The sequence below is a fragment of the Acutalibacter caecimuris genome (genome assembly GCF_034335085.1).
Lineage (GTDB): Bacteria > Bacillota > Clostridia > Oscillospirales > Acutalibacteraceae > Acutalibacter > Acutalibacter caecimuris.
Map to the genome: position 1 here is coordinate 32,205 of NZ_JAWXXJ010000021.1, position 24,884 is coordinate 57,088.

A 24,884-nucleotide genomic window follows, 5' to 3' on the forward strand; every position below is an offset into this window, starting at 1 on the left:
TGCAGGCCTGTGTTTAGAGGGGCTTTTTTAGGTTGCGTTGCATTTTTGTGCCCGCATAGTCTTGGGCGCGGTAGAAGGCGTGAGCTCCCTGGCGGCTTTCGCCGGAATTTAAGCGGATGGCCTCCGCGCCCTGCTGCCGGGCCCATTCTTCGCCGGCGGCCAACAGCCTGGCGCCAATGCCCATGCGCCGGCAGGCCGGGTCTTAAGCCCTCTTGCGGCAGGGCTTACTTGCCCAGCACGTCCCGCACGGTTTTCTCAATGCTTTCGGCGCACAGCCCGAACTCTTTCAGCAGATCCACTGCCGGGCCGGAGTGGCCGAATACATCCCGCACGCCCATACGGGTGAGGGGGGTGGGGCAGTGCTCGCAGAGGCAGGCGGCTACAGCCTCGCCCAGCCCCCCGACGATGCTGTGCTCTTCTACGGTAAGGATGCGGCCGGTTTCCTGGGCGGCTTTCAGCACCAGTTCCTCATCCAGGGGCTTTACGGTGTGCATATCGATAAGCCGGGCATGGATGCCTGCCGCGGCCAGGGCGTCTACTGCCTTAATGGCCTCGCCTACCATCAGCCCGGTGGCGATTACGGTGATATCACTGCCCTCCCGCAGGGTGATGCCTTTGCCGATCTCAAACCGGTAGTCATCGTTATTGTTGCAGCTTTCCACGGCTAACCGGCCCAGCCGGATATAGACAGGGCCGTTGTATGCTACCGCGGCCTTGACCGCGGCCTTCATCTCGTAGTGGTCAGCGGGGTTCAGCACCACCATGCCGGGGATGGTGCGCATGAGGGCCATATCCTCGCAGCACTGGTGGGTGGCCCCGTCCTCGCCCACGGAAATGCCTGCGTGGGAGCCTACGATCTTCACATTGAGATGGGGGTAGCCCACGGAGTTGCGGACCTGTTCAAAGGCGCGGCCCGCAGAGAACATGGCAAAGCTGGTGGCAAAGGGAATTTTGCCACAGGCAGCCAGGCCGGCGGCTACGCCTACCATGTTGCTTTCGGCGATGCCGCACTCGATAAACCGGTCGGGGTAAGCCTTGCCAAAGTTCTCCACCTTCGTCGCGTCGGCCAAATCGGCCACCAGCACCACGATATCAGGGTTTTCCGCGCCCAGTTCCACTAGGGCCTCGCCAAAGCTTTCCCTGGTCGCTTTTTTTACTGTTTCAGCCATTCACATAGCCTTCCTTTCCTTAGTTGCAAGTGTATGGTTCAGGGGTAAAAGGCCCTCAGCTTAGAGTCCGTTTTAAAACAGACTCTAGGCCTGGGGAGCCTCGCCCACGTATTGGACAAAGTTGATATAATTCCCGTCCGGGTCCCGGAACCCGATGGCCCGCCAGCCCCAGGGGTAGGTGACAGGGGGCTCCATCTCTATGCCCAGGCCGGTGAGCCGGGCATAGGTAGCGTCCACGTCAGGGGCCTCAAATTCCAGGCCGCAACTGTCCGGGGGGATCACAGGTTTTTCTTGGGTGGCGGTGAAAACCAGCGTTGTTTCCCCCACAGGCAGTTCCCAGCGGCCGGGAACTAGCTGGTTGGCGGAGGCATCCAGAACCTGCCCATAGAATGCCGCCAGTTTTTCCGGGGCCAGCGAAACGATGTTTATGCACCGGAGCCGGGCCATGCTTATCCCAACCCCTCCAGCGTGGCGCGCAGTTCGGCCATGGCCTGCTCATATTGCGCCTGATCGGGGGCTTTGCCGTGCCAGCCGGCCTGGTTCTCCATAAAGCTGACGCCCTTGCCCTTGGTGGTTTTGGCCAGGATGACGGCTGGTTTGCCCTGGCAGGCTTTGGCAGCGGCAAAGGCGGCCTCCAGGCTTTCCAGGTCATTGCCATTGGCAGCGATGGTTTCAAAGCCAAAGGCGCGGAACTTTTCGTCCAGCGGGGCGATACCAGCCACCTTCTCCACGTCGCCGTCGATCTGTAGGCCGTTGCAGTCCACGATCAGGCAGAGGTTGTCCAGGTGCTGGTGGGCGGCAAACATGGCGGCCTCCCACACCTGGCCCTCCTGAATCTCACCGTCGCCCAGCAGGGCGTACACCCGGTAATCGGCGCCGTCCATTTTGGCAGCCATAGCCATACCGGCGGCAGCGGAGATACCCTGCCCCAAAGAGCCGGTACTCATATCCACGCCGGGGGTGCCCTTCATGTCCGGGTGCCCCTGAAGCATGGAGCCGATATGCCGCAGGCCACCCAGCTCTTCTGTGGGGAAATAGCCCCGCTGGGCCAGGGCGGCGTACAGGCCGGGGGCGCAATGGCCTTTGGAGAGCACAAAGCGGTCGCGGCCGGGGGCTTTCGGGTTTTGGGGGTCGATGCGTAACGCATGAAAGTAAAGGTAGGTGAAAATATCGGCAGCGGACAGGGAACCGCCCGGATGGCCGGACTTGGCGCTGAACACGCCGTCCACAATGCCCAGCCGGATCTTGGCAGCGGTAACTTGCAGGGAACGTAACTTTTCTGCGTCCATAAGTTCAATCCTTTCTAGGGGAAATGATGTAGTCTATGCCGATTATACCCTATCCCGTGGGAAAAAGCAAGAGGGCGGTTGCGCCGGGGTGTGGCCAAAGCGGAGAGTTTATGACGAAATTTTGGCCTCTGGCAGTGGAGAGTTGGCTACGTCAACTCTTGGGCGTTGCTCCTAAAAATCCCACCACCTTTGAAAAGGGCGAGGGCCACCGACTACTTGGCGCAGCCAAGTAGAGCAGCCGTCACGAGCCGACCGAACCGGCTGGTGAGACGACGAAACTTTTACTATTTGTTCGCCGGAGCCTCGCTTTCAAATTCTTCGCTTTGGACACACCCGTTGCGCCGGGGAGGAAGGAATGCCCATGGCGGGGGGGTAAGCAGCAAAAAGCCTGTGGGCAGGCCAAAAAGCGGTTGACGGCCCATGGACAAAAGCCTTACAATAGAGGGAGAGTTGGGGCAGGCCGTATTCGTTTAGCGGCGTGGCTGGGATTCTTGCGGCTTGTGGGGAGGAGGAGCAGCAGGCTTTGGGAAGATAGAAGAAAGGCTTGACAAAGTAAGTTCTATATAGTACTATTTATGAGGAGGCACACATGGATACCAGGACAGGCTTTCTTATTACACAGATTAAACAGGTGCAGGGCAGGGTGTTCCAGCGGCTGCTGGACGAATGCGGGGTAGACGCCTTTAACGGGGCCCAGGGGCATATCCTCTATGTGCTTTGGCAGCAGGACCGGGTGCCCATTGCCACACTGGTGCGGGGCACGGGGCTGGCTAAAAATACCCTGACAGCTATGTTGGCCCGCATGGAGGCCCAGGGCCTGGTGGTGCGGGGGACCGGCCCACAGGACCGCCGGCAGGTGTTGGTGGCCCTGACGGAGAAAGCCAGGGGCCTGCGGGAGCAGTACGAGCAGGTTTCTCAGGAAATGAACAGGCTGTTTTACCAGGGCCTTACCCAAGAGGACGCCACTTTGCTGGACAGCCTGCTGGACCGGGTGCTGCTGAACTTGGAAATGTGTGAAACGCGGCTGAAGAATCAGAAAAAAGGAGAAGTGTACGATGGGAAAAATCAAAGGGAAACTGAGCAATGACTTTTGCCCCCAACAACTGTTCCTGTACGGCAACTACCAGGAGGACGGCACCCCCCACTTTGGGCTGTTCTGCTGGTTCAGCTACTGTAGCCTGGAGGAGGAAGCGGGGGAGTGGCTGGGCGTAATGGCCTGTATTGGCGAAGACAAGCTGACCAAGGATTTGATCCGGCGGCAAGGGGTGTTCTCGGCCAACCTGGTGACGCGGCCCCTGTTGCCCCTGGCTGATTATTACGGCACCGTTTCCGGCCGGGATCCCCACAAAATGGACCGCCTGCCTACGGTGGAGCCCGGCCAGGTGCTGCACGTGCCTACCATTGCCGAAAGCCCGGTGAGTTTTGAACTGCAAGTGGTGGAGGAGCGCCATTTGGCACCGGGCAGCGACCTGTTTATCTGCCGGGTGCGCAATGTACTGGTGGAGGAGGATCTGGCGGCAGAGGATCAGCCCTTTATCCAGCGGCTGTTGAGGGCGGACCCGGTGATCACGGCCGGCGACACCCGGTATGCCGCCCTGGACGGCCAGGATCTGGGCCCCTGGGGGGAGGCCAGGGCAGACCTGCCGCCGCTTTAGGATATAGAGGGCGGCAAACCTGCCGCTACCGCGCGCCAAACAAAAAGCCGGGCCCGCCTGCAGGGGAGCGCAGACGGGCCCGGCTTTTTTACGTATCAGGGGGGCAGGGGTTACAGCCGCTTGACGAACAGGCAGCGGATGGCGTTGAGCACCGCCAGGATCATGACACCGACATCGGCGAAAATGGCCAGGTACATATTGCCAATGCCCAGCGCCCCCAGCAGCAGGCAGGCAAACTTTACCCCCAGCGCCAGGAGGATGTTTTGGTGCACAATGCCCAGGCATTTGCGGGAAATTTTGATGGCTTTGGCGATTTTCATGGGGTCATCGTCCATCAGCACAATGTCCGCGGCTTCAATGGCGGCGTCCGAGCCCATTGCCCCCATGGCAATGCCAATGTCGGCCCGGGAGAGCACAGGAGCGTCGTTGATGCCGTCACCCACAAAGGCCAGTTTGGCTTTGCCGCTCTGCTCTGCCAGCAGAGTTTCCACCCGGGCAACTTTGTCGCCGGGCAGTAACTCGCTGTAGGTCTGGCTGATGCCCAAGGCGGCTGCCACCTGCTCCGCTACCGGGCGGGAATCGCCGGTAAGCATGACGGTTTTTTCCACCCCCGCGGCTTTTAAGGCGGATATGGCTGCCCCGGCATGGGGCTTGATCCGGTCGGAAATCACAATATGCCCGGCGTACGCCCCGCCTATGGCCATATGGATGATGGTGCCGGTTTTGTGGCAGGGGGCGCAGGGCACGCCCAGCCGGTCCATTAGCTTGCTGTTGCCGGCGGCCACCTCTATGCCGTCTACCTGGGCGATTACGCCGTTGCCGCTGATCTCCTGCACATGGGATACCCGGTTGCGGTCCAATTCCTTGCCGCAGGCCCGCTGGAGGCTTTTGCTGATGGGGTGGGAGGAGGCGCTCTCCGCCAAAGCGGCGTATTCCAGCAACTGGGCCTCTTCCATAGCGTTGTGGTGGATGCCACTGACCTCAAAAACCCCCTCGGTCAGGGTGCCGGTCTTGTCAAATACCAGGGTTTTGGCTTGGGAGAGGCTTTCTAAGTAGTTGGAGCCCTTTACCAGAATACCCTCCTGGCTGGCCCCGCCAATGCCGGCGAAGAAACTGAGGGGGATGCTGATGACCAGCGCGCAGGGGCAACTGATAACCAGGAAGGTCAGGGCCCGGTACAGCCAGGCGCCCCAGGCGGCGGGCTGGCCAAGGGCCAGCAGTACCAGCGGCGGCAGTAGGGCCAGGGCCAAAGCGCTGTAGCAGACCGCCGGGGTGTAGACCCTGGCAAACCGGGAGATAAAGCCCTCTGACCGGGACTTGCGGGAACTGGCGTTCTCTACCAGGTCCAGGATTTTGGATACGGTGGACTCCCCGAAGGCTTTGGTGGTGCGTATCTTCAGCACGCCGGTCATGTTGATGCAGCCGCTGATGACCTCGTCCCCTTCGGCGGCCTGGCGGGGCAGGCTTTCGCCGGTGAGGGCGCTGGTGTTCAGGCTGGTGCTGCCTTCCAGAATCACGCCGTCAATGGGTACCTTTTCACCGGGCTGCACCACAATGACGCTGCCGGTTTCCACCAGATCCGGGTCCACCTGCTCCAGCCGGCCGTCCTGCTCCACATTGGCGTAGTCCGGCCGGATATCCATCAGGTCGCTGATGCTGCGGCGGCTTTTGCCCACAGCGTAACTCTGGAACCACTCCCCGATCTGATAGAACAGCATGACAGCGATGGCCTCCAGGTAGTCTCCGTTTTCGTACACGGCCAGGGCCATTGCCCCTACCGTAGCCACGGCCATCAGGAAGTTTTCGTCGAATACCCGCCCGTTACGGATGCCCTTTAGGGCCCGCAGCAGGATGTCATAGCCGATGAGGAAGTAGTCAGCCAGGTACAGGGCCAGCCGTACCCAGCGCCCGGCGGTGGGGAAGAGCAGCCGGTCTAGCTGGGTGAAGGCCCCGGCGGGCAAAAGCTGTAAGCCCAACAGGATGGAGGTGGCCAGCAGGATGCGCACCAGCATGGCCTTTTGTTTCCGGGTCATGCCGCTGCCGGGCCGGGCGCCTACCACAAACCGCAGCACGGCTGCCGTTACGATCACAAGGGCCAGCAGGCTGTTTATGATGAAGGCTTGCATGGAGAAGGCTCCTTTCTATACAATGTATGGCGATGTATGGCAAGTGTTTGGGGGATATGGAGCGATTACAGGAAGATTTCGCAGTCCGGCTCTACTTTGCGGCAGGCTTTCAAGACGTTTTCCATTACGGTAGCAGGCTCCTGGCCATCGGCAAACTCCACGATCATCTTCTGGGTCATATAGTTGACGGTGGCAGCCTGTACGCCGGCGGTTTTCGCGGCGGCGTTCTCCATCAGGTTGGCACAGTTGGCGCAGTCTACTTCGATTTTATAGGTCTTTTTCATGGGATAAGCCTCCTTAAAGCTTTTAAAGATTTTATGATTAAGCACTTGTTTAATCATCTTGCTTGCAGTATAATACAGTTGGACCCATAAGTCAATGGCCGGGGCATATTCTCTGCCAAACGGGCGAAAAGTATTTCTATTTGGGCGAAAGCCGCAAGGAAAGGGGACGGTTTGATGGACGGGACAGGCACCATGGGGGCGCCGGGCAAGCTGGAGCTGCCCCATCAGCATGGGGAGGGGCACGCCACGGCGCAAATGCAGGCACAGCTAGGCCAGGTGGAGCATTTTCAGACGGTGGCGGAGGTTTTTAGGCAACTGGGGGACCCTACCAGGATCCGGATTTTTTGGCTGTTATGCCACTGCGAGGAGTGTGTGATCAATATTTCGGCCCTGCTGGGGATGTCAAGCCCGGCGGTGTCCCATCACCTGCGGCCGCTGAAGAACAGCGGGCTGATTGTTTGCAGGCGGGTGGGGAAAGAGGTGCATTACCGGGCCGCGGATATCCCGCAGAGCAGGCTGCTGCACCAGATGATCGAGCAGGTGATGGAGATTACCTGCCCGGAGGCACGGGGAGGGGCCCAATGAGGCCGGCGGCAGGGGGGCAGGGCGCCGGCGCGGCGCTGCTGTACCCAGGGATCAGCCTGACATATATGGTGGGTGGACAGGCACATATACACCGGATAGAGGGGGAAAGGCTGCGGATTACCTACTGCCGGGCGGGGCAGTTGGCGTGGGAACAGGACGGCGGGCAGCGGCATCTGGCACCGGGGGATTTTGCCGTACAGGGCGGGGCGGGGCCTGGGGAAACCACCCCCGAAACCCGGCCCAGCGGGGATTTTGCGGGACTGGCCCTTAGTGTGGATTTGCAGGAGGCCGCGGCCCGTCCCCCAGAACCACTGGGGGACGCGGCGGTTTTTGGGCGGCTGCGGAACCGGTTCTGTGGGGGGAATCAACTGGTTGTTTTGACGGAAAACGGGGAGAGTAGGAATCTGTTTTCGGCATTTTACGACAAACCGGGGGACTTGCAACTGCCTTACCGGCGCATTAAGGCCCTGGAATTGCTGCTGTACCTGGCGGGGTGGGAACCGGCTAAAGATCAGCCGCAGGAGTACCGGGCAGAGCAGGTGGCCGTGGTGCGGGCGATACATGGGCACCTGCTGGCGCATATGGAGGAGCGGGTGACGATAGAGGAGCTCTCCCGGCGGTATTTGATGAACCCAACCACCCTAAAAGCCGCATTTAAGGCGGTTTATGGGACTTCGCTGGGGGCGCACATTAAGGAGCACCGGATGGAGCAGGCGGCCAGAATGCTGCGGGAAAGCGGCCGGAGCATAGCCGGGATTGCGCAGGCGGTGGGGTACGATAGCCAGAGCCGGTTCGCCGCTGCCTTTAAAGAGGTGTTTGGGGTGCTACCCTCGGTGTACAGACGGCAGGGGAAAGAGTGATGAGAAATATTATACTTTTCATGGGGGCTGGAGGGCGCTTTTGCGGGGTTATGGGGCAGGTATTGGGGGGATAAGAGGCGGGTATTGGAGGGATAAGGGGCAGATATTGGGGCGGTTTGGAGGCGTTTGCGGGGGCGGGAAGGGGCGGAAGGTAGGGTGAAAATAATATGATGTGGATTATCACTGTTTTGGGGTGATGTGGGAAAGTGATGGGGAGGTTGTTGGGGAGATTTGGGGTGGGGGGGATTTTTTATTGGGAAAACGATTTATTGAGGTGACGATTTAGTTTGATAAATTGAGAGTGAAAAAGGAGTGGGGAGGAGGGGGGGGGAGGGAGGGTTTCTTGTTGGGGAGCGGTTTAGTGAGGTGGCGATTTAGTTTAATAAATCAACAAGAAAAGGAAATAGAGGGGATGAGGGTGAGGGAAGGTTTTTTTGTTAGGGTGATGATTTAGTGTGGTGGGTTTTCATGGGGAAGGTGAGGGGAAGGGTGGGCAGGGTTCTTTTTTGATTTAGCGTGATGGTGTGGTGGGGTGCGGGGTGGGGAGAGGAGTGGAGGGTAATGTTGTGGTTTCTTATTAATTTGGTAATGCTTGAATCATTTTAGTTGGATTGTGATTTAGCGTGATGGGTTGGACAAAAGAAAATATTGGCGGGCGGAGAAGGGGAGAGGTCGAGCAGGGGGCGTGGGGGTTTTAGGAAAGGTGGGGCGGTGGGGCCGGTCAAGCGCGGCCGGGGCGCTTGCGGGGTGTGGGGCAGGGCCCCACGGTCTTGGGCGGGAAGGTTGGGCCGAGCAGGGGCGTGGGGCAGGGCCCACGGTCTTGGGTGACAGGGGTTGACAGGGGGGCGGAAATCTGGTACATTAGAAGGAGAATTTGCAAGGAGGTTTTTTCATGGAAATACATTACAAGCCCAGCGGGGTGTGCAGCAAGATGATCGACGTGGTTGTGGAGGGGGACATTATCAAGTCGGTGAAGTTTACCGGCGGGTGCAGCGGCAACACCCAGGGGGTTGCGGCGCTGGCCCAGGGGATGCCTGTGCAGGAGTACATCAAGCGCTGCAAGGACATTAAGTGCGGCTTTAAAAAGACTTCCTGCCCGGCCCAGTTGGCCGAGGCCCTGGAAGAGGCTTTGACCGCCGCCGCCCGGTAAGCCGGGGGTGAACCCGTATACACGCAAAGAGGGCGCCGTCTTATAGACGGCGCCCCCTTTTTCGTGCCCAAAGCGCGGTTCGCTATGACCGGCTAACAGCCGTTGTTAGCAGCAGCCGTTGTTGCAGCCGCAGTCGTTGCCGCAGCCGTTGCCACACCCGTTGTTGCAGCCGCCGAAGGTAGAGCCGCAGCCGCCGCAGCACATCAGGAGCAGGACGATGATGATGATCCAAGAGCAACCGTTGTTACACATTTGGGAACGCCTCCTTTCGTTTACATTCCATACTATTCCCTGGTACAAAAACTGTTACGGTTTTGGGCGGGGAATTTCAAAAAATGCGATAGAGGGAGATTGAATGAGAAAAAAGCAGATTAGAGGAGATAAGTTGGGGCAGGGCTGAGGAGTTTGACTTTATTTGACCTTGACGGGGGCAGAGAAATGGGGTAGACTAAAGTCAAAGAAAGTCAAAGACAAACTGGAGTGAGGGGAAATGCGCATCAGCGACAGCGTGGCAAACTATATACTGGAACTGCTGAACCAGGCGGGGGGCATCGCGGAGATACAGCGCAACGAACTGGCCGGCTTTTTGGGGTGCGTGCCCAGCCAGATCAACTACGTGCTGACCTCGCGGTTTACGCCGGAGCAAGGGTACCTGGTGGAGAGCCGCCGGGGGGGCGGGGGGTATATACGGATCACCCGGCTGAAACTCTCGAAGGCGGATATGATCATGCACATGGTGAACGGGGTGGGGGACAGCCTGGACGGGGCCACCGCCCGGGCTATGGTGCAGAACATGGCAGAGGGCGGCGTGCTGGAACTGGGGGCCGCGGAACTGATTTTGGCGGCGGTTTCGGAGAACGCGCTGGCCGCCGTGCCCAGAGACCTGCGGGACACGGTGCGGGCGATGATTGTGAAGAATATGCTGCTGGCCTCCAGGATGTAGGGGGGCTAGCGGGAACACGGCCCGGATATGGGCAAAATAGGAACAGGAGGTATGCCAAATGTTATGCCAGAGATGTGGGCAGAGGCCTGCGACCACACACATCAAGACGGTGGTGAACGGGCAGTTGACAGAAAGCCATCTGTGCGGGGAGTGCGCCCAGCAACAGGGGTACGGGGGGATGCTGGGCGAATGGGGAGGCTTTGGCAGCCTGCTGGGCGGGCTGCTGGGGGACGCCCCTGCCCAGGAGGTGAAACGCTGCCCCGGCTGCGGGGCCAGCTTTGGGGAGATATCCAAAAGCGGGAAGATTGGCTGCGCGGCCTGCTACCAGACTTTTAGGGAGCAGTTGCGGCCGGTGATACAGCGGATTCACGGGGCGGCCCAGCATATGGGCAAGTCGCCGGGGGGTTCGGCGCTGCGGGTGGTGAGCCAGGAACACCGGCTGGCGGTGGGGCCGGGCGGCCAGGCAGCGGGGACGCAGGGGCAATCAACCGGGCTAGAAGAAAAGCGGCGGCAGCTACAGGAGGCCATCAAGGCCCAGGACTTTGAAAGGGCGGCTGTGCTGCGGGACGAGATAAAGGAGGCGGAACGGCATGGGTGAGCAGGTGGCGTTAAAATGGTATGAGAAAACCGGCCAGGGCGGCGATGTGGCCGTGAGCACCCGGGTGCGGCTGGCCCGGAACCTGTGCCGGGAGGTGTTTCCGGGGCGGGCCAGCGCGGAGCAGAAGGTGCGGGTGGCCCGGCAGGTGCGGGACGCGCTGCTGGACGGCAACAGCGTGCTGGCAGGGAGTTTCCGGTTTTTGCCGCTGGAGGAACTTTCGCCGGGGGCGGCGGCCTCGCTGGCGGAACGGCATTTGATCAGCCCGGCCTTTGCGGCGGGGGGGCCCGGCCGGGCCGTGCTGGTCAGCGAGGACGAGAGTATCTGCGTGATGGTCAACGAGGAGGACCATGTGCGCATTCAGGTGCTGCGGGAGGGGCTGGCCCTGGAAGAGGCCGCCGAGGCCGCTGACCGCATGGACACCTTGCTGGGGGAACGGCTGGAATTTGCCTATGACCGGGCCTTTGGCTACCTGACCCAATGCCCCACCAACCTGGGGACAGGGATGCGGGCCTCGCTGATGCTGCACCTGCCGGGGCTGGCGGAGGCGGGCAGCCTGCCAAGGCTGGCGGCGAACCTTTCGAAACTGGGGCTGACCCTGCGGGGGGCCTTTGGGGAGGGCAGCCGGGCTGTGGGGGAGATGGTGCAGCTTTCCAACCAGATTACCTTGGGGCTCAGCGAAAACCAGGCGATTGAGAACCTGGCGGCCATTGCCGGGCAGTTGATGGGGGAAGAGCGGCGGATACGGGCCGGGATAGGGAAGGACCCGGCGTGGCAGGATAAGATCTGCCGGGCCGCGGGGATTTTGCGGTCTGCCCGGCTGATGAGCGCCGGTGAGGCGGCCCAGTTGCTGTCTTTGGCCCGGCTGGGGGTGGCGCTGGGGCTGCTGGAAGGCATGGAGCCCGGCGAAATAGACGGCCTGCTGGTAAAGGTGCAGCCCGCCACGCTGGCGGAAGGGGCCGGAAAGCCCCTGGAAGAGGCCCAGCGGGACGCAAGGCGGGCCGGGCTATTGCGGGCGGCTTGCGGGGGGCTGGAGGCTGCCTATGCATATCTGCCTGACAGATCAGATAGAAATAACGGACGGGATGGTCCGGCAAGGCGATTATAAGGAGTGAGCATATGTTTCGGTTTAACGGATTTACGGAAAAGGCCAACCAGGCTTTGAACCTGGCGGTGGAATCGGCACAGGAGCTGGGGCATGACTACATTGGCAGCGAGCACCTGATGCTGGGCCTGCTGCAGGAGGGCAGCGGCGTGGCCTACACGGTGCTGCACAAGCTGGGCGTGACCGCCGAGGGCTACGAAAAGCTGCTGCGGGAACGCATTGGCTATGGGGAAAAGACCAGCCTGACGCCGGAGAACTTTACCCCGCGCACCAAGCAGATTGTGCAGATTGCCGCCATGACCGGGGCCAAGATGCACAACCTGTATGTGGGCACGGAGCATATCCTCATCGCCATTATGCAGGACGAGGGCTGCTATGCCATGCGGTTTTTGAAGATACTGGGGATAGACCCGGACCGGGTGGTGCGGGAACTCTCTGCCATGATGGGGGGCGCGGCCGCGGCCGGCGGGGAAGGCGCCGCCCAGCGCACGGGGGGCAAGGCCCTGGAGCAGTTCGGCCGGGATTTGACGGAAATGGCCGCCCAGGGGAAGATCGACCCGGTGATCGGGCGGGGGGAGGAGATCCAGCGGGTGATCCAGATCCTCTCCCGCCGGACGAAGAACAACCCGGTGCTCATCGGCGAGCCGGGGGTGGGTAAGACCGCGGTGGCCGAGGGCCTGGCCCTGAAGATACGGGCCGGGGACGTGCCGGAGATCTTAAAGGGCAAGCGGCTGGTTTCTTTGGACCTGACCGGCATGGTGGCGGGCACCAAGTACCGGGGGGACTTTGAGGAGCGGATTAAATCGGCCATTGACGAGGTGAAGGGGGACGGGAATATCATCCTGTTCATCGACGAACTGCACACCATTATTGGGGCCGGGGCGGCCGAGGGCTCGGCGGACGCGGCCAACATTTTGAAACCCGCCTTGGCCAGGGGGGATTTCCAGGTCATCGGGGCAACGACCATCAACGAATACCGCAAGCATATTGAGAAGGACGCGGCGCTGGAGCGGCGGTTCCAGCCGGTGACGGTGGGGGAGCCCAGCCAGGAGGAGGCCGTGGAGATTTTGCGGGGGCTGAAAGACCGCTATGAGGCCCACCACAAGGTGAAGATTACGGAGGGCGCTATTGACGCGGCGGTGGGGCTTTCGGCCCGGTATATTTCGGACCGGTACCTGCCGGATAAGGCCATTGACCTGGTGGACGAGGCGGCCTCTAGGGTGCGGCTGCGCACCTTTACCGCCCCGGGCAGCGTGCAGGAACTGGAGAAACGCATGAAGGAACTGGAGGGCGACAAGGCCGCGGCGGTGAATGCCCAGGAGTTTGAGCGGGCGGCGGCCCTGCGGGACCAGCAGAAGGAGTTGCAGGAGCAACTGGAAAAGGCCAGGGACGAGTGGACCGCCAAGAACGAGCGTAGCAACGGGGTGGTGACGGAAGAGGATATTGCGGATATTGTGTCCATGTGGACGGGGGTGCCGGTTTCCCAACTGACGGAGGAGGAGAGCCAGCGGCTGCTGCGGCTGGAGGATACCCTGCACCAGCGGGTGGTGGGCCAGGAGGAGGCCGTGACCGCTATTGCCAAGGCCATCCGCCGGGGCCGGGTGGGGCTGAAGGATAAGAACCGGCCCATTGGCTCCTTTATCTTCCTGGGGCCCACCGGGGTGGGCAAGACCGAGCTGTGCAAGGCCCTGGCCGAGGCCATGTTCGGGGACGAGAAGGCTATGGTGCGCTTTGATATGTCGGAGTATATGGAAAAGCACACGGTGTCCCGGCTGGTGGGGTCGCCCCCCGGCTATGTGGGCTTTGACGAGGGGGGCCAGCTTACCGAGGCGGTGCGGCGCAAGCCCTATGCGGTGGTGCTGTTCGACGAGATTGAAAAGGCCCACCCGGATGTGTTTAACATCTTGCTGCAAATTTTGGAGGACGGCCGGGTGACGGACGCCCAGGGCAAGACCGTGGACTTTAAGAACGCGGTGATCATTATGACCTCCAACGTGGGGGCCAGGCTGATCACCGAGAAACGGGCCGCGCTGGGCTTTACGGAGAGCAGCGGGCAGGACGAACGGGACTTTGAGAAGATCAAGGAAATGGTGACAGGGGAACTGAAGAACCTGTTTAAGCCGGAGTTTTTGAACCGGGTGGACGATATCATTGTGTTCCACAAGCTGAGCCGGGAGGATACCGGGAAGATAGCCGGGAAGATGCTGGAATCCCTGGGCGGACGGCTGGCGGAGATGGGGGTGGAGGTGGACTTTACCCCCGCGGCCACAGACGCTTTGGCCGGGCAGGGCTATGACCCGGTGTACGGGGCCCGGCCGCTGCGGAGGGTGATACAGAGCCGGATTGAGGACTTGGCCTCGGAAAAGCTGCTGGAGGGGCAGATGGAACCGGGGAAGAAGTACCGGTGCGATTATGTGGACGAAAGCTTTGTGTTCACACAGGTATAATAGAAAGGGCCGGGCGCTCCGTGGGGGGCGTCCGGCCTTTTTGGGTGGGAGGCGGGGGGATTCGGCAGGGGGGCTATGCCAGGTGGTTGATCATGCTGGCCAGGTAGCCGGCCCCAAAGCCGTTATCAATATTGACCACGCTGACCCCGCTGGCACAGGAATTCAGCATGGACAAAAGGGCGGACAGCCCCCCGAAGGAGGCCCCGTACCCTACGCTGGTGGGCACGGCGATCACCGGGCAATCGGCCAGGCCGCCGATGACGCTGGCCAAAGCGCCCTCCATGCCGGCAATGGCGATGATGACCCGTGCGCGCATCAGCTCCTCCAGATGGGCAAGGGTGCGGTGCAGGCCCGCCACGCCTACGTCATACAGCCGGGTGACCCGGTTGCCCAGCACCTGGGCGGTGAGGGCGGCTTCCTCGGCCACGGGCATATCGCTGGTGCCGCCGGTGGCCACCACAATGTCACCCTTGCCGCTGGGGGCGGGGATATCGCCCACAATGCCGACCCGGCCCAGGCTGTTGTAGTGCAGGGGCAGGGCGGCCCCGGTTACTTCCGCCGCCTGGGGGGTCATGCGGGTGATGAGCACCGCCTGTCGGCCGCCGGCCCAGAGGGAGGCGGCAATATCCCGGATTTGCGCCGGGGTTTTGCCGGCACCGTAGATGACCTCGGCCGCCCCCTGCCGCAGGCCCCGGTGGTGGTCAACCTTGGCAAAGCCCAGGTCCTGGAAGGGCTCCATCTTCAGGGCCAGCAACGCGTCCTCTACGGAGCACTGGCCGGCGTGTACCTGCTCTAAAAGGGCGCGCACGTCCTGTTGATCCATTTTTATATCCCCTTTCTGCTGTGTGGGACCTCTTACCCCATTATATAGGATTTGCCCAGAGCACGCAAGCTTTTTTGTGGCAAGATGCCGCCGGCTGGGTTGCCTCCGGCGGGGATTCCCAAGGGGCACCGCCCCTTGGGAATCCCCGCCACTTTTGAAAAAGTGGACAAAACTTTTGCGGAGGGGATTTTTTGTGGCTTTGTCATCAGGCGTAAAAATATTTTTTATAAAAATTTCTAGGGCTTGTTTGAAAATAGAGGAAATGACGGATTTTTGACCAGAAGCGGTCAGCTTCAAGGAGAAAACCGCAAGTAATACTTGCGTATTACGAGGATTTTCGACGCAGAAGATGGTTGTTTCTGGGTAAAAATACGGCGTTTTCGATTTTTCAAACAAGCCCTAGTGGAGGATGTGGGTGGGGAGTGTCTAAAATGAAGAGTATATAAATAGTGTTCTGGCGGGCAAGTGGTGAAAGTTTCGTCGTCTCACCTGCCGGTTCGGTCGGCTCGTGACGGCCGCTCTACTTGGCTGTGCCAAGTAGCCGGCGGCCCTCGCCCTTTTCAAAGGTTGTGGGGTTTTTAGGGGCGACGCCCAAGAGTTGGCTACGCCAACTCTCCACCGCTGGAGGCAAATTTTTCCATAAACTCTTCTTTTGGGCACTCTCTGGGGGGGAGCGGGCGGCTTGCCAGCGGGGGGGAAATGTGGTATACTGTACGGTACACCATAAAAAACGGGAGAGCCCCTGGGAGGATATGAGCATGGAAAGCCTGATGATCGCGCTGCGCACGGTGCTGCCGCTGTTTTTGATGATGGCGGTGGGGTACATCACCCGCCTGACCGGGCTGCTGGGGGAGATAGCGGCCCGGCAGGTGAATAAGACGATCTTTAAGATTTTTTTGCCGCTGCTGGTGTTTGTGAACATCTACGACGCCGACCTGGCGGTGGATTTGCGCAGCGACCTGCTGTTTTTTGCGGTGGCCGGGGTGCTGCTGGCGTTTTTGGTATCGCTGGTGCTGGTGCTACTGACCGAGCAGGAAAACGCCCGGCGGGGGGTGATGTTGCAGGGGATGTTCCGCAGCAACTTTGTGCTGTACGGGATACCCATTGGCATGGCCCTGTTCGGGAACACGGCGGCGGGACGGGCCTCGGTGCTGATTGCGGTGGTGATCCCGATATTTAACGCGCTGGCGGTGCTGGCTTTGGAGATGTTCAACGGCCAGCGGCCCAACCTGTGGCAGGTGCTGGTGGGGATTGCCACCAACCCGCTGATTTTGGCCTCTGTGGCGGGGATTTTGTGCAATTATTTCCGTGTGGCGCTGCCGGAGGTGCTGTACAGCACGGCCTCGACCCTGGGGGGCATTGCCACGCCCCTGGCCTTTGTGGTGCTGGGGGCCTCGATGAACTTTGGGGAAACGGGGCGTTGCGTGAAACCCCTGCTGGTGACGCTGGGGATGAAGCTGGTGGTGTACCCCGCCGCTTTTATCGGGGCGGCTATTTTGCTGGGGTTCCGGGGGGCTGATTTGGTGGTGCTGCTGGCGCTGTTCGGCTCGCCCGTGGCGGTGTCCTCCTTCACCATGGCCCAGCAGATGGGCGGGGACGACCAGTTGGCAGGGCAGTTGGTGGTGTTCAGCTCGCTGCTGTCCATTGGGACGATGTTTTTGCTGATTTGGGGGTTGAAGTATTTTGCGTTTTTTTAACGGGGCAAGCCCGGCAAGGCCGGGGATGGTTTTGTTCGATTACGGCGGCACCTTGGCCAGGGAAACGGCGCCGGACTTTCTGCGGGGATGGCGCGCGGTGTTCCGGTATGTGGGGAAGAACCCGGAGGGGGCCACGCCGGAGCAGGCCCATCAACTGGCGGACAGCCTTTGGCTGCGGTTTTCCGGCTTGCGCTGCCCCGCGGGCTCCCGGCCGGGGGGCGCGGAGATGCACGAGTGGCATCAACTGCAAACGGTGTTTGACGCCCTGGCCATAGAGCCGGCCAGGCCCCTGGGGGAGATGGAAAGGGTGCTGATGGAGCACGCCTGCCCCTGCGAACCGGCCCCCCTGGCGGCGGAGTTACTGGCCCTGCTGGACAGGCAGGGCATCCCCACCGGGGTGGTGAGCAATATCGGCTGGTCGGGCCAGGCGCTGGCCGGCCGGTTGGAGGAGCTGTTCCCGGAGCACCGGTTCGCCTTTGTGCTGGCCTCCAGCGAGTACGGCATCCGCAAGCCGGATCCGCTGCTGTTTCAGATCGCCCTGCAAAAAGCCCGTGTGCCCGCGAAAAAGGTGTGGTTTTGCGGGGACAGCCTGGAGGCGGATATGGAAGGGGCGCAGGGGGCGGGGATGTTCCCGGTGTGGTTTCGGCCGGGGGAGGGGGCGGCCCCGGCGTTCCCCTGCCTGGCGGTAGAGGGCTGGGGGGAACTGGCGGCCCTGCTGGAGGGCCTGCCCCCGGACGGGGAGGTGGGGGAATGAGGCTGCGGGCGTATGCCTCTGCCGACTGCCCGGCATTGGCGGAACTGTTCTACCAGACCGTGCACGCGGTGAACGCCAGGGACTATACCCCCCGGCAACTGGACGCCTGGGCCACCGGGCAGGTGGACCTGGCGGCATGGGACCGGTCGTTCCGGGAGCACTTTACGCTGGTAGCGGAGGAAAAGGGGGAGATCGTGGGCTTTGGCGACATTGACCGCGGCGGGTACCTGGACAGGCTGTATGTACACAAGGACTACCAGGGCAGGGGGGTGGCCACCGCCCTGTGCCAGGGGCTGGAAAGGGCGGTGGGGACAGGGACGGTTGTGACCCATGCCTCGGTGACGGCAAAGGGGTTCTTTCTGCGGCGGGGGTACCGGGTGTGCAGGGCCCAGCAGGTGGAGCGACGGGGCGTGTGGCTGCGGAACTTTGTGATGGAGAAAATTTTGGGGCCTCCGGCGGCTTAGGGGTTTCACCCCTAAGAACCCCACCACCTTTGAAAAGGTGGACGAAACTTTTATTGTTTGCCAGTTTGAAAAGGGCGAGGGCCACCGGCTACTTGGCACAGCCAAGTAGAGCGACCGTCACGAGCCGGCCGAACCGGCAGGTGAGACGACGAAACTTTTATTGTTTGCCCGCCGGGGTCTTGCTTTTAAACGCTTTATTTTGGACAGGCCCGGCGGCGGGGAGCGGTTCCGGCTTTTGGAGGAAAGCATACATTTTGGACAAGGAAAGGAAGATGACACATGGGAAAGACCATTGCACAGAAGATTATAGAAAGCCACCTGGTGACGGGCTGCATGGAGCCGGGGGCGGATGTGGGGCTGCGCATCGACCAGACCCTGACCCAGGACGCTACGGGCACCATGGCGTACCTGGAATTTGAGGCGATGGGGGTGCCCAGGGTGAAAACCCAGCGAAGCGTGGCCTATATTGACCACAATACCCTGCAAAACGGCTTTGAGAACGCCGACGACCACCGGTATATCCAGACGGTGGCCAAAAAGCATGGCATCTACTTCTCCCGGCCGGGCAACGGGATTTGCCACCAGGTGCACCTAGAGCGGTTTGGGGCCCCGGGCAAGACGCTGATCGGCTCGGACAGCCACACCCCCACCGGGGGCGGCATTGGGATGCTGGCCTTTGGGGCCGGGGGTATGGACGTGGCCGTGGCCATGGGCGGCGGGGCGTACCACATCAATATGCCCAGCATGACCAAGGTGGTGCTGACCGGCAAACTCTCCCCCTGGGTTTCGGCCAAGGACATTATTTTGGCGGTGCTGCAAAAACTCAGCGTGAAGGGCGGCGTGGGGAAAATTATAGAGTACGCCGGGGAGGGGGTAAAGACCCTTTCGGTGCCGGAGCGGGCCACCATTACCAACATGGGGGCGGAGTTGGGGGCGACCACCTCGATTTTCCCCTCTGACGGGATTACCCGGCAGTTTTTGGAGGCACAGGGCCGGGGGGAGGACTGGGTGGAACTGGCCCCGGACCCGGACGCGGTGTACGACGAGGTGATCGACCTGGACCTGGGGGCGCTGGAGCCTTTGGCGGCCTGCCCCCATATGCCGGACAATGTGAAACCCATCCGGGAGCTGGCGGGGGGGAAGATCGACCAGGTGTGTATCGGCTCCTGCACCAACTCCTCTTACCTGGACATGATGCGGGTGGCGGCGGTTTTGAAGGGAAAAACCGTGCACCCGGGGGTGAGCCTGTCGGTGGCCTGCGGCTCGAAACAGGTGTTCCATATGCTGGCACAGAACGGCGCGCTGGCGGATATCATCGCCGCGGGGGCCAGGATATTGGAGTGCGCCTGCGGGCCCTGCATCGGCATGGGACAGAGCCCCAACTCGGCGGGGGTGTCCCTGCGCACCTTTAACCGGAACTTTGAGGGGCGCTCCGGCACGGCGGACGGGCAGGTTTACCTGGTGAGCCCGGAAACCGCCGCGGCCTCGGCCCTTGCCGGGGTGTTCACCGACCCCCGTACCCTGGGGGAGGCGGTCAGCGTGGAGGCGCCTGCACGGTTTTTGATCAACGACAACCTGATTGAGCCGCCGGTGGAGGAGGCGCTGATGGAAACGGTGGAGGTGCTGCGGGGGCCGAACATCAAGCCCCTGCCCATTGCCGGGCCGCTGCCGGCGGATATTGCCTGCAAGGCGGTGCTGAAGGTGGGGGATAACATTACCACCGACCACATTATGCCCGCCGGGGCCAAGATACTGCCCTACCGCTCGAACGTGCCGTACCTGTCCCAGTTCTGCTTTGGGGTGTGCGACAAGGAGTTCCCCGCCCGGTGCAAGGCCCAGGGGGGCGGCGTGGTAGTGGCCGGGCACAACTACGGGCAGGGCTCCTCCCGCGAGCACGCGGCGCTGGCGCCTTTGTACCTGGGGGTGAAGGCCGTGATTGCCAAAAGCTATGCGCGTATTCACGCGGCCAACCTGGCTAACACGGGGATATTGCCCTTGCAGTTTAAGGAGGAGGGCGACTACGAGGGCATCAGCCTGCTGGACGAACTGGTTTTGCCCCATGTGCGGGAGGAAGTTGCCGCCGGGACGGATATTACCCTGGAAAACCGTACCACCGGCCGGCAGTTTAAGCTGACCGCGGTGCTGACCCAGCGGCAGCGGGATATGGTGCTGGTGGGCGGCTTGCTGAACTATACCAAACAGGCATAGAGGCTTCAAGGGGCTCAAGGGGCGCTGCCCCTTGAGAATCCCCGCCAAAGGGCCGTGGGCCCTTTGGAATCCCCATGTGGCTTCGATATAATAGAAAAGGGCAAACCCCATTCAATTTTTCGGGGGTGCCATGCCGCAAGCCAAAAATAATTGCCAAAGGCACCACGTAGGGCCCAGCAGTTGGGACGATCAAAATAAAAAAACGTAGCCCGACAAAAAGCTGCCGGGGACTTGGCTGCCTGACTAAATAGGAGGCGTGCCAAAGGCACCGAGTGGGAGTCCAGAGGGGCTGTGCCCCTTTGGCGAGGATTCTTAAGGAGCGGAGCTCCTTAAGGGAGTTACCGGGGACTTGGCTGCCTGACTAAACAGGTAGCGTACCAAAGGCCCAAAGTGGGAGTCCAGAGGGGCTATGCCCCTCTGGCGAGGATTCTTAAGGAGCGGAGCTCCTTAAGGGAGCCCAACCAAAAAGGAGGAGCAACCATGTGTTTTGAAAAGATACCTATGACGACCCCGCTGGTAGAGATGGACGGGGATGAGATGACCAGGGTGATCTGGCAGATGATTAAGGATTTGCTGCTGGAGCCCTATATTGACCTAAACCTGGCCTACTATGACCTGGGGCTGCCCAACCGGGACGCTACCGGCGACCAGGTGACGGTGGATTCCGCGCTGGCGACCAAGAAATACGGCGTGGCGGTGAAGTGCGCGACCATTACCCCCAACGCCGCGCGCATGACCGAGTACAACCTAAAGGAGATGTGGAAGTCGCCTAACGGGACCATTCGGGCGGTGCTGGACGGCACGGTGTTCCGGGCGCCCATTTTGGTGAGGGGGATCACGCCGTACATCCCCAGTTGGAAAAAGCCCATCACCATTGCCCGCCACGCCTTTGGGGACATCTACAAAAACACCGAAACCACGGTGCCGGCCGGCGCCAAGGCCGAGTTGCTGGTGACTTTGCCGGACGGGACCCAGCAGCGGCTGCCGGTACACCAGTTTGCGGAGAGCGGCGGGGTGTTCCAGGGGCAGTTTAACGTGGACGGGAGCATTGAAAGCTTTGCGCGCTCTTGCTTTAACTTTGCGCTGGATACCCGGCAGGATTTGTGGTTCTCGACCAAGGACACCATCTCGAAACAATATGACCACCGGTTTAAGGATATTTTCCAGGAAATTTTTGACAGGGAATACGCGGAGAAGTTCAACCAGGCGGGGATTACGTATTTCTATACCCTGATTGACGACGCGGTGGCCAGGGTGGTGCGCAGCGAAGGCGGGTTTATTTGGGCCTGCAAGAACTACGACGGGGACGTGATGAGCGACATGGTGGCCACAGCCTTTGGCAGCCTGGGGATGATGACCTCGGTGCTGGTGGCCCCGGACGGCACCTGCGAGTACGAGGCCGCCCACGGCACCGTGACCCGCCACTACTACAAGCACCTGAAGGGGGAGGAAACCTCCACCAACTCGGTGGCCACCCTGTTTGCCTGGACCGGCGCCCTGCGCAAACGGGGCCAGTTGGACGGCAACCAGCGGCTGGTGGACTTTGCCGGCAAGCTGGAGCAGGCGACCATCGACACCATTGAAGGGGGCGTTATGACAGGGGACCTGGCGGCGATGTGGACCCTGCCGGGCGTCCGCAAGGTGAATACCCAGGAATTTTTGCTGGCGATTAAGGAAAAGCTGGAAGGGCTGCTGTAAGGCAGCGGGGACGCCGGCTGACCACATTGTATGCACGACGCACGAACGGAAAGGGCCTGCCATAGCGGCAGGCCCTTTGTTTTATAGTAGGGGGTGTTTTGACCGGCGGGGCAGCCTCAGGGGGCGTACGCCACGATCTCGATCTTCTCGATGACCATGTCCTCCAGGGGCTTATTGTTGCTGGGGTCGGTTTCGGCCTGGGAAAGCTTGTACACGTTGTCCATACCCGCAAAGACCTGGCCGAAGACCGTGTGGCCGGTGCCGTCGGTGGAGTAGGCGCCATCCAGGTGGCAGTTGCCGCCGTGGGTGTTATAGAGGGTTTGGTACTGGTCCTTCTGCTTGTTGACCTTGTCCATATCCAGCCACTTGCCGTAGTAGGCGGTGAATTCTTCGGGGCTTTCCTTGTATGCCTCGAAACCCTGGTTGTAGTAGTCCCAGTTCTCGCTGGTGGCGGGGGTGTTGGTGCAGTTGATGAAGAACTGGCTGCCGTTGGTGTTGGGGCCCGCGTTGGCCATGGAGAGGGCGCCGTCGATATTGATGAGGTTTTCGGCAAACTCGTCCTCGAAGTTCTCGCCCCACACACTTTCGCCGTCTGTGCCGGTGCCGTCCGGGCTGCCGCCCTGGATCATGAAGTTTTCCATCACCCGGTGGAAGGTGAGGCCGTTATAGTAGCCGTTGATGGCGTGGAGCTTGAAGTTGTACACGGCTTTGGGGGCCTCGTCCGGGAAAAAGCGGATCTGGATGGTTTCCCCGGTCTGCATGGTGATGACGGCGATCTCCTCGCCGGCCTGTGGGGGCTCCAACTGCCAGCCCAGGCTTTCGTTGTTTTGCTGGGGCTTTAACTCCGCGGCGGGGAGCAGTTCCCCGGTGTTGCCCAGAAGGTGGTCTACCGGCGAGGCATTGGCCCCTTTTTGCCCACAGGCGGCCAGGCCCGTGAGCATCGCCAGGCACAGTATGGCACTTAGTATACGTTTCAAATCAGCGTCCTCCTGTTTTCCGTTTTGCTACTATTTTATCGCAATACGCCTGATTATGCAAGCTTTTTCTTTTGGCCTCCGGCGGTTGGCCTCCGGCGGCTTAAGAACCTTCTTGAAAGAAGGTTCTTAAGAATCTCCCAGAACTTTTAAGGGGGCCGGGGTGGGGCCTCCGGCGGCTTAAGAGCCTTCTTGAAAGAAGGTCCTTAAGAATCTCCCAGAACTTTTAAGGGGGGCTGGGGTGGGGCCTCCGGCGGCTTAAGAGCCGTCTTGAAAGAAGGTTCTTAGAATCTCCCAGAACTTTTAAGGGGGCCGGGGTGGGGCCTCCGGCGGCTTAAGAGCCTTCTTGAAAGAAGGTTCTTAAGAATCTCCCAGAACTTTTAAGGGGGGCTGGGGTGGGGCCTCCGGCGGCTTAAGGATTTTTCGGAATTTTTGAGGGGGGCTAGGGCTTGTTTGAAAAATCGAAAACGCCGTCTTTTTACCCAGAAACAACCATCTTCTGCGTCGAAAATCCTCGTAATACGCAAGTATTACTTGCGGTTTTCTCCTTGAATCTGACCGTTTCTGGTCAAAAATCCGTCATTTCCTCTATTTTCAAACAAGCCCTAGTAAATTTTCTTTTGAATTGGGCGGGTACCATGTGTTTGCCCTTGGATTGAAAATCGGTGCGCCGGATTTATTATATTGACGTGTGCGGAATAAAAGTTTTTGGGGATTGTCAAGGAACTTTTTTCAAAAAGTCCCTTGATCCGCCGGAGGCGGCCTTGGGAGGTGGCCTTTGTACGCGGATGCACAGGCTTAGGGGGCATGAACCGGCGGTGTGGCGCATAAGAATGGAACAAAAAGCAGGACTTTATGTCATGGACAGAAAGGGATGTGTCAGATAAATGCAATTTTACCCGGAAGGTTACTGGATGGAGCGTGCGGAGAACGTGGCGGCGATGCAGTCGCCGGCGGCATTGGCGGAGGCCATGCGGGAGGGGCGGATACTGGAGGCCAGGGCGGTGATGTGCGACGGGGGCCATGACCTGCTGGTAGACCTGCCCTGTATGCGGGGGGTGATCCCCAGGGAAGAGGGGGCTATTGGTATACGGGAGGGCACGGTGCGGGACATTGCCATCTTGTCCAGGGTGAACCGGCCGGTGTGTTTTGTGGTGCAGGAACTGGCCGAGGACGGGGCGGGGCGGCTGACGGCCCGGCTCTCCCGGCGGGCGGCCCAGGAGCGCTGCATGGGCCAATACATAAACGGACTGGCGCCTGGGGACGTGATACGGGCCAAGGTGACCCACCTGGAGCCCTTTGGGGTGTTTGCGGATATTGGCTGCGGCATCTCCTCGCTGCTGCCCATTGACGCCATTTCCATTTCCCGGATTGAGCACCCGCGGGAGCGGTTTGCCCCGGGCATGGACATTCGCGCGGTGGTGAAAAGCGTGGAGAATGGGCGTGTGACGCTCTCGCACAAGGAACTGCTGGGCACCTGGGCCCAGAATGCCGCCCGGTTTAAGGCCGGGGAAACGGTGGGGGGGATTATCCGCAGCGTGGAAAGCTACGGGGTTTTTGTGGAACTGGCCCCCAATTTGGCCGGGCTGGCGGAGTTGAAGGGGAATATCTTTCCGGGGCAGCAGGCCAGCGTGTTTATTAAAAGCGTGCTGCCTGCCCGAATGAAAATCAAGCTGATCATTATAGAAACCTTTGACAGCGAGCCCAGCAGGCCCCGGCAGCCGGTATACTTTTTTGAGGGGGACCATATGGGGGAGTTTGTGTACTCGCCCCCGGAGAGCGAACGGCATATCAGCGTAAAATTTTAGGGAGCCTGACGGCTCCCTTTTTGGTGGGCGGGGTAGGGCTTGCTTGGAAATAGGGGGAAAGGCGGGCTTTTGCCTAGCAGGGGCCCCTTTCTGCGTGAAAAAACCTCGCCAACCGAAAGATGGCGAGGTTTTTTAGATAGTGTCTACACGAATTAAGTACGGATAGCAGCCCAAATGGCGATACAACGGACGTGTACCGCGGCGATAAAAGCATCCGAGGTTTTGGCATAACGAGTGGCAATACCTCTCC

24 protein-coding genes and 2 pseudogenes are annotated in these 24,884 nt (G+C 60.6%); 16 read left to right on the plus strand and 10 right to left on the minus strand.

Annotated features, from left to right (window positions below; all coding sequences use genetic code 11):
- Positions 1-13 precede the first annotated feature (13 nt).
- The 4 genes and pseudogenes from U8U01_RS17485 to U8U01_RS12500 all read right to left on the minus strand — a co-directional run.
- Positions 14-190 (minus strand): annotated as a pseudogene (locus tag U8U01_RS17485) (GNAT family N-acetyltransferase); the annotation flags it as partial.
- A 34-nt stretch (positions 191-224) separates the two neighbouring features.
- Positions 225-1,169 (minus strand): transketolase family protein, encoded by a 945-nt coding sequence (locus U8U01_RS12490; protein ID WP_322174666.1) that lies wholly within the window; start codon positions 1,167-1,169, stop codon positions 225-227.
- A gap of 84 nt (positions 1,170-1,253) precedes the next feature.
- The gene (locus U8U01_RS12495; protein ID WP_322174668.1) at positions 1,254-1,616 is read right to left on the minus strand and encodes a VOC family protein; all 363 of its coding nucleotides are present in this window, start codon (positions 1,614-1,616) and stop codon (positions 1,254-1,256) included.
- 2 nt (positions 1,617-1,618) lie between these two features.
- Positions 1,619-2,458, minus strand: a complete 840-nt coding sequence (locus U8U01_RS12500) for a transketolase (RefSeq protein ID WP_322174669.1) — start codon at positions 2,456-2,458, stop codon at positions 1,619-1,621.
- 589 nt (positions 2,459-3,047) lie between these two features.
- Between U8U01_RS12500 and U8U01_RS12505 the strand changes: the two genes are divergently transcribed.
- Positions 3,048-3,545, plus strand: a complete 498-nt coding sequence (locus U8U01_RS12505; protein ID WP_322174671.1) for a MarR family transcriptional regulator — start codon at positions 3,048-3,050, stop codon at positions 3,543-3,545.
- Complete coding sequence (locus U8U01_RS12510) at positions 3,514-4,113, plus strand: flavin reductase family protein (protein WP_322174673.1); 600 nt, start codon at positions 3,514-3,516, stop codon at positions 4,111-4,113. The genes U8U01_RS12505 and U8U01_RS12510 overlap by 32 nt, the downstream gene beginning before the upstream one ends.
- A gap of 110 nt (positions 4,114-4,223) precedes the next feature.
- On the opposite strand, the gene U8U01_RS12515 is transcribed toward U8U01_RS12510, so the two are convergent.
- Entirely contained in the window at positions 4,224-6,239 is a 2,016-nt protein-coding gene (locus tag U8U01_RS12515; protein ID WP_322174675.1) for a heavy metal translocating P-type ATPase, read from the minus strand.
- Between the two features lie 65 nt (positions 6,240-6,304).
- A complete protein-coding gene (locus U8U01_RS12520) occupies positions 6,305-6,523 on the minus strand; it encodes a cation transporter (protein ID WP_322174676.1) in 219 nt (72 codons plus the stop codon).
- Positions 6,524-6,697: 174 nt separating this feature from the next.
- On the opposite strand from U8U01_RS12520, the gene U8U01_RS12525 reads away from it, so the two are divergent.
- The 3 genes from U8U01_RS12525 (at position 6,698) to U8U01_RS12535 (ending at position 9,118) form a co-directional block, all read left to right on the plus strand.
- The gene (locus U8U01_RS12525; protein WP_322174678.1) at positions 6,698-7,108 is read left to right on the plus strand and encodes an ArsR/SmtB family transcription factor; all 411 of its coding nucleotides are present in this window, start codon (positions 6,698-6,700) and stop codon (positions 7,106-7,108) included.
- The gene (locus U8U01_RS12530) at positions 7,105-7,968 is read left to right on the plus strand and encodes an AraC family transcriptional regulator (RefSeq protein ID WP_322174679.1); all 864 of its coding nucleotides are present in this window, start codon (positions 7,105-7,107) and stop codon (positions 7,966-7,968) included. Before U8U01_RS12525 ends, U8U01_RS12530 begins: the two co-directional genes overlap by 4 nt.
- A gap of 892 nt (positions 7,969-8,860) precedes the next feature.
- Positions 8,861-9,118 carry a TIGR03905 family TSCPD domain-containing protein gene (locus tag U8U01_RS12535; RefSeq protein ID WP_367575623.1) on the plus strand — a complete coding sequence of 86 codons (258 nt, stop codon included), beginning with the start codon at positions 8,861-8,863 and terminating at the stop codon, positions 9,116-9,118.
- A gap of 105 nt (positions 9,119-9,223) precedes the next feature.
- Here U8U01_RS12535 and U8U01_RS12540 read toward each other — a convergent pair whose 3' ends face one another.
- Positions 9,224-9,370, minus strand: a complete 147-nt coding sequence (locus U8U01_RS12540; protein ID WP_322174681.1) for a hypothetical protein — start codon at positions 9,368-9,370, stop codon at positions 9,224-9,226.
- 238 nt (positions 9,371-9,608) lie between these two features.
- On the opposite strand from U8U01_RS12540, the gene U8U01_RS12545 reads away from it, so the two are divergent.
- From U8U01_RS12545 to U8U01_RS12560, 4 genes are read left to right on the plus strand one after another with little or no spacing between them, the layout of a single operon-like run.
- Positions 9,609-10,061 carry a CtsR family transcriptional regulator gene (locus U8U01_RS12545; protein ID WP_322174683.1) on the plus strand — a complete coding sequence of 151 codons (453 nt, stop codon included), beginning with the start codon at positions 9,609-9,611 and terminating at the stop codon, positions 10,059-10,061.
- Positions 10,062-10,119: 58 nt separating this feature from the next.
- Positions 10,120-10,659 (plus strand): UvrB/UvrC motif-containing protein, encoded by a 540-nt coding sequence (locus U8U01_RS12550; RefSeq protein ID WP_322174684.1) that lies wholly within the window; start codon positions 10,120-10,122, stop codon positions 10,657-10,659.
- Entirely contained in the window at positions 10,652-11,764 is a 1,113-nt protein-coding gene (locus U8U01_RS12555; protein ID WP_322174686.1) for a protein arginine kinase, read from the plus strand. The genes U8U01_RS12550 and U8U01_RS12555 overlap by 8 nt, the downstream gene beginning before the upstream one ends.
- 11 nt (positions 11,765-11,775) lie before the next feature.
- The gene (locus tag U8U01_RS12560; protein WP_322174688.1) at positions 11,776-14,208 is read left to right on the plus strand and encodes an ATP-dependent Clp protease ATP-binding subunit; all 2,433 of its coding nucleotides are present in this window, start codon (positions 11,776-11,778) and stop codon (positions 14,206-14,208) included.
- A gap of 73 nt (positions 14,209-14,281) precedes the next feature.
- Here the strand turns inward: U8U01_RS12560 and larB are convergent, their stop codons facing one another.
- Positions 14,282-15,031: a nickel pincer cofactor biosynthesis protein LarB gene (larB, locus tag U8U01_RS12565; RefSeq protein WP_322174690.1), complete on the minus strand. Its 750-nt coding sequence runs from the start codon at positions 15,029-15,031 to the stop codon at positions 14,282-14,284.
- A 752-nt stretch (positions 15,032-15,783) separates the two neighbouring features.
- Between larB and U8U01_RS12570 the strand changes: the two genes are divergently transcribed.
- The 5 genes from U8U01_RS12570 (at position 15,784) to U8U01_RS12590 (ending at position 21,852) form a co-directional block, all read left to right on the plus strand.
- Positions 15,784-16,728 (plus strand): AEC family transporter, encoded by a 945-nt coding sequence (locus U8U01_RS12570; protein WP_322174691.1) that lies wholly within the window; start codon positions 15,784-15,786, stop codon positions 16,726-16,728.
- 25 nt (positions 16,729-16,753) lie between these two features.
- Complete coding sequence (locus U8U01_RS12575) at positions 16,754-17,482, plus strand: HAD family hydrolase (protein WP_322174692.1); 729 nt, start codon at positions 16,754-16,756, stop codon at positions 17,480-17,482.
- Positions 17,479-17,946 carry a GNAT family N-acetyltransferase gene (locus U8U01_RS12580; RefSeq protein WP_322174694.1) on the plus strand — a complete coding sequence of 156 codons (468 nt, stop codon included), beginning with the start codon at positions 17,479-17,481 and terminating at the stop codon, positions 17,944-17,946. Before U8U01_RS12575 ends, U8U01_RS12580 begins: the two co-directional genes overlap by 4 nt.
- A 279-nt stretch (positions 17,947-18,225) precedes the next feature.
- Entirely contained in the window at positions 18,226-20,154 is a 1,929-nt protein-coding gene (locus U8U01_RS12585) for an aconitate hydratase (protein ID WP_322174696.1), read from the plus strand.
- Between the two features lie 480 nt (positions 20,155-20,634).
- Entirely contained in the window at positions 20,635-21,852 is a 1,218-nt protein-coding gene (locus U8U01_RS12590) for an NADP-dependent isocitrate dehydrogenase (protein ID WP_322174698.1), read from the plus strand.
- A 116-nt stretch (positions 21,853-21,968) separates the two neighbouring features.
- Here U8U01_RS12590 and U8U01_RS12595 read toward each other — a convergent pair whose 3' ends face one another.
- The gene (locus U8U01_RS12595) at positions 21,969-22,829 is read right to left on the minus strand and encodes a peptidylprolyl isomerase (RefSeq protein ID WP_322174700.1); all 861 of its coding nucleotides are present in this window, start codon (positions 22,827-22,829) and stop codon (positions 21,969-21,971) included.
- A 446-nt stretch (positions 22,830-23,275) separates the two neighbouring features.
- Between U8U01_RS12595 and U8U01_RS12600 the strand changes: the two genes are divergently transcribed.
- Both U8U01_RS12600 and U8U01_RS12605 read left to right on the plus strand, forming a co-directional pair.
- Positions 23,276-23,485 carry a hypothetical protein gene (locus tag U8U01_RS12600; protein WP_322174702.1) on the plus strand — a complete coding sequence of 70 codons (210 nt, stop codon included), beginning with the start codon at positions 23,276-23,278 and terminating at the stop codon, positions 23,483-23,485.
- 228 nt (positions 23,486-23,713) lie between these two features.
- The gene (locus tag U8U01_RS12605; RefSeq protein ID WP_322174704.1) at positions 23,714-24,634 is read left to right on the plus strand and encodes a S1 RNA-binding domain-containing protein; all 921 of its coding nucleotides are present in this window, start codon (positions 23,714-23,716) and stop codon (positions 24,632-24,634) included.
- A gap of 152 nt (positions 24,635-24,786) precedes the next feature.
- Here the strand turns inward: U8U01_RS12605 and U8U01_RS12610 are convergent.
- Positions 24,787-24,884, minus strand: a pseudogene (locus U8U01_RS12610) (IS5/IS1182 family transposase); the annotation flags it as partial.

Coding starts and splice junctions, on each gene's coding strand:
- U8U01_RS12490 (WP_322174666.1), bottom strand. CDS start 1,169: ATGGCTGAAACAGTAAAAAAAGCGACCAGGGAAAGCTTTGGCGAGGCC.
- U8U01_RS12495 (WP_322174668.1), bottom strand. CDS start 1,616: ATGGCCCGGCTCCGGTGCATAAACATCGTTTCGCTGGCCCCGGAAAAA.
- U8U01_RS12500 (WP_322174669.1), bottom strand. CDS start 2,458: ATGGACGCAGAAAAGTTACGTTCCCTGCAAGTTACCGCTGCCAAGATC.
- U8U01_RS12505 (WP_322174671.1), top strand. CDS start 3,048: ATGGATACCAGGACAGGCTTTCTTATTACACAGATTAAACAGGTGCAG.
- U8U01_RS12510 (WP_322174673.1), top strand. CDS start 3,514: ATGGGAAAAATCAAAGGGAAACTGAGCAATGACTTTTGCCCCCAACAA.
- U8U01_RS12515 (WP_322174675.1), bottom strand. CDS start 6,239: ATGCAAGCCTTCATCATAAACAGCCTGCTGGCCCTTGTGATCGTAACG.
- U8U01_RS12520 (WP_322174676.1), bottom strand. CDS start 6,523: ATGAAAAAGACCTATAAAATCGAAGTAGACTGCGCCAACTGTGCCAAC.
- U8U01_RS12525 (WP_322174678.1), top strand. CDS start 6,698: ATGGACGGGACAGGCACCATGGGGGCGCCGGGCAAGCTGGAGCTGCCC.
- U8U01_RS12530 (WP_322174679.1), top strand. CDS start 7,105: ATGAGGCCGGCGGCAGGGGGGCAGGGCGCCGGCGCGGCGCTGCTGTAC.
- U8U01_RS12535 (WP_367575623.1), top strand. CDS start 8,861: ATGGAAATACATTACAAGCCCAGCGGGGTGTGCAGCAAGATGATCGAC.
- U8U01_RS12540 (WP_322174681.1), bottom strand. CDS start 9,370: ATGTGTAACAACGGTTGCTCTTGGATCATCATCATCGTCCTGCTCCTG.
- U8U01_RS12545 (WP_322174683.1), top strand. CDS start 9,609: ATGCGCATCAGCGACAGCGTGGCAAACTATATACTGGAACTGCTGAAC.
- U8U01_RS12550 (WP_322174684.1), top strand. CDS start 10,120: ATGTTATGCCAGAGATGTGGGCAGAGGCCTGCGACCACACACATCAAG.
- U8U01_RS12555 (WP_322174686.1), top strand. CDS start 10,652: ATGGGTGAGCAGGTGGCGTTAAAATGGTATGAGAAAACCGGCCAGGGC.
- U8U01_RS12560 (WP_322174688.1), top strand. CDS start 11,776: ATGTTTCGGTTTAACGGATTTACGGAAAAGGCCAACCAGGCTTTGAAC.
- larB (WP_322174690.1), bottom strand. CDS start 15,031: ATGGATCAACAGGACGTGCGCGCCCTTTTAGAGCAGGTACACGCCGGC.
- U8U01_RS12570 (WP_322174691.1), top strand. CDS start 15,784: ATGAGCATGGAAAGCCTGATGATCGCGCTGCGCACGGTGCTGCCGCTG.
- U8U01_RS12575 (WP_322174692.1), top strand. CDS start 16,754: ATGGTTTTGTTCGATTACGGCGGCACCTTGGCCAGGGAAACGGCGCCG.
- U8U01_RS12580 (WP_322174694.1), top strand. CDS start 17,479: ATGAGGCTGCGGGCGTATGCCTCTGCCGACTGCCCGGCATTGGCGGAA.
- U8U01_RS12585 (WP_322174696.1), top strand. CDS start 18,226: ATGGGAAAGACCATTGCACAGAAGATTATAGAAAGCCACCTGGTGACG.
- U8U01_RS12590 (WP_322174698.1), top strand. CDS start 20,635: ATGTGTTTTGAAAAGATACCTATGACGACCCCGCTGGTAGAGATGGAC.
- U8U01_RS12605 (WP_322174704.1), top strand. CDS start 23,714: ATGCAATTTTACCCGGAAGGTTACTGGATGGAGCGTGCGGAGAACGTG.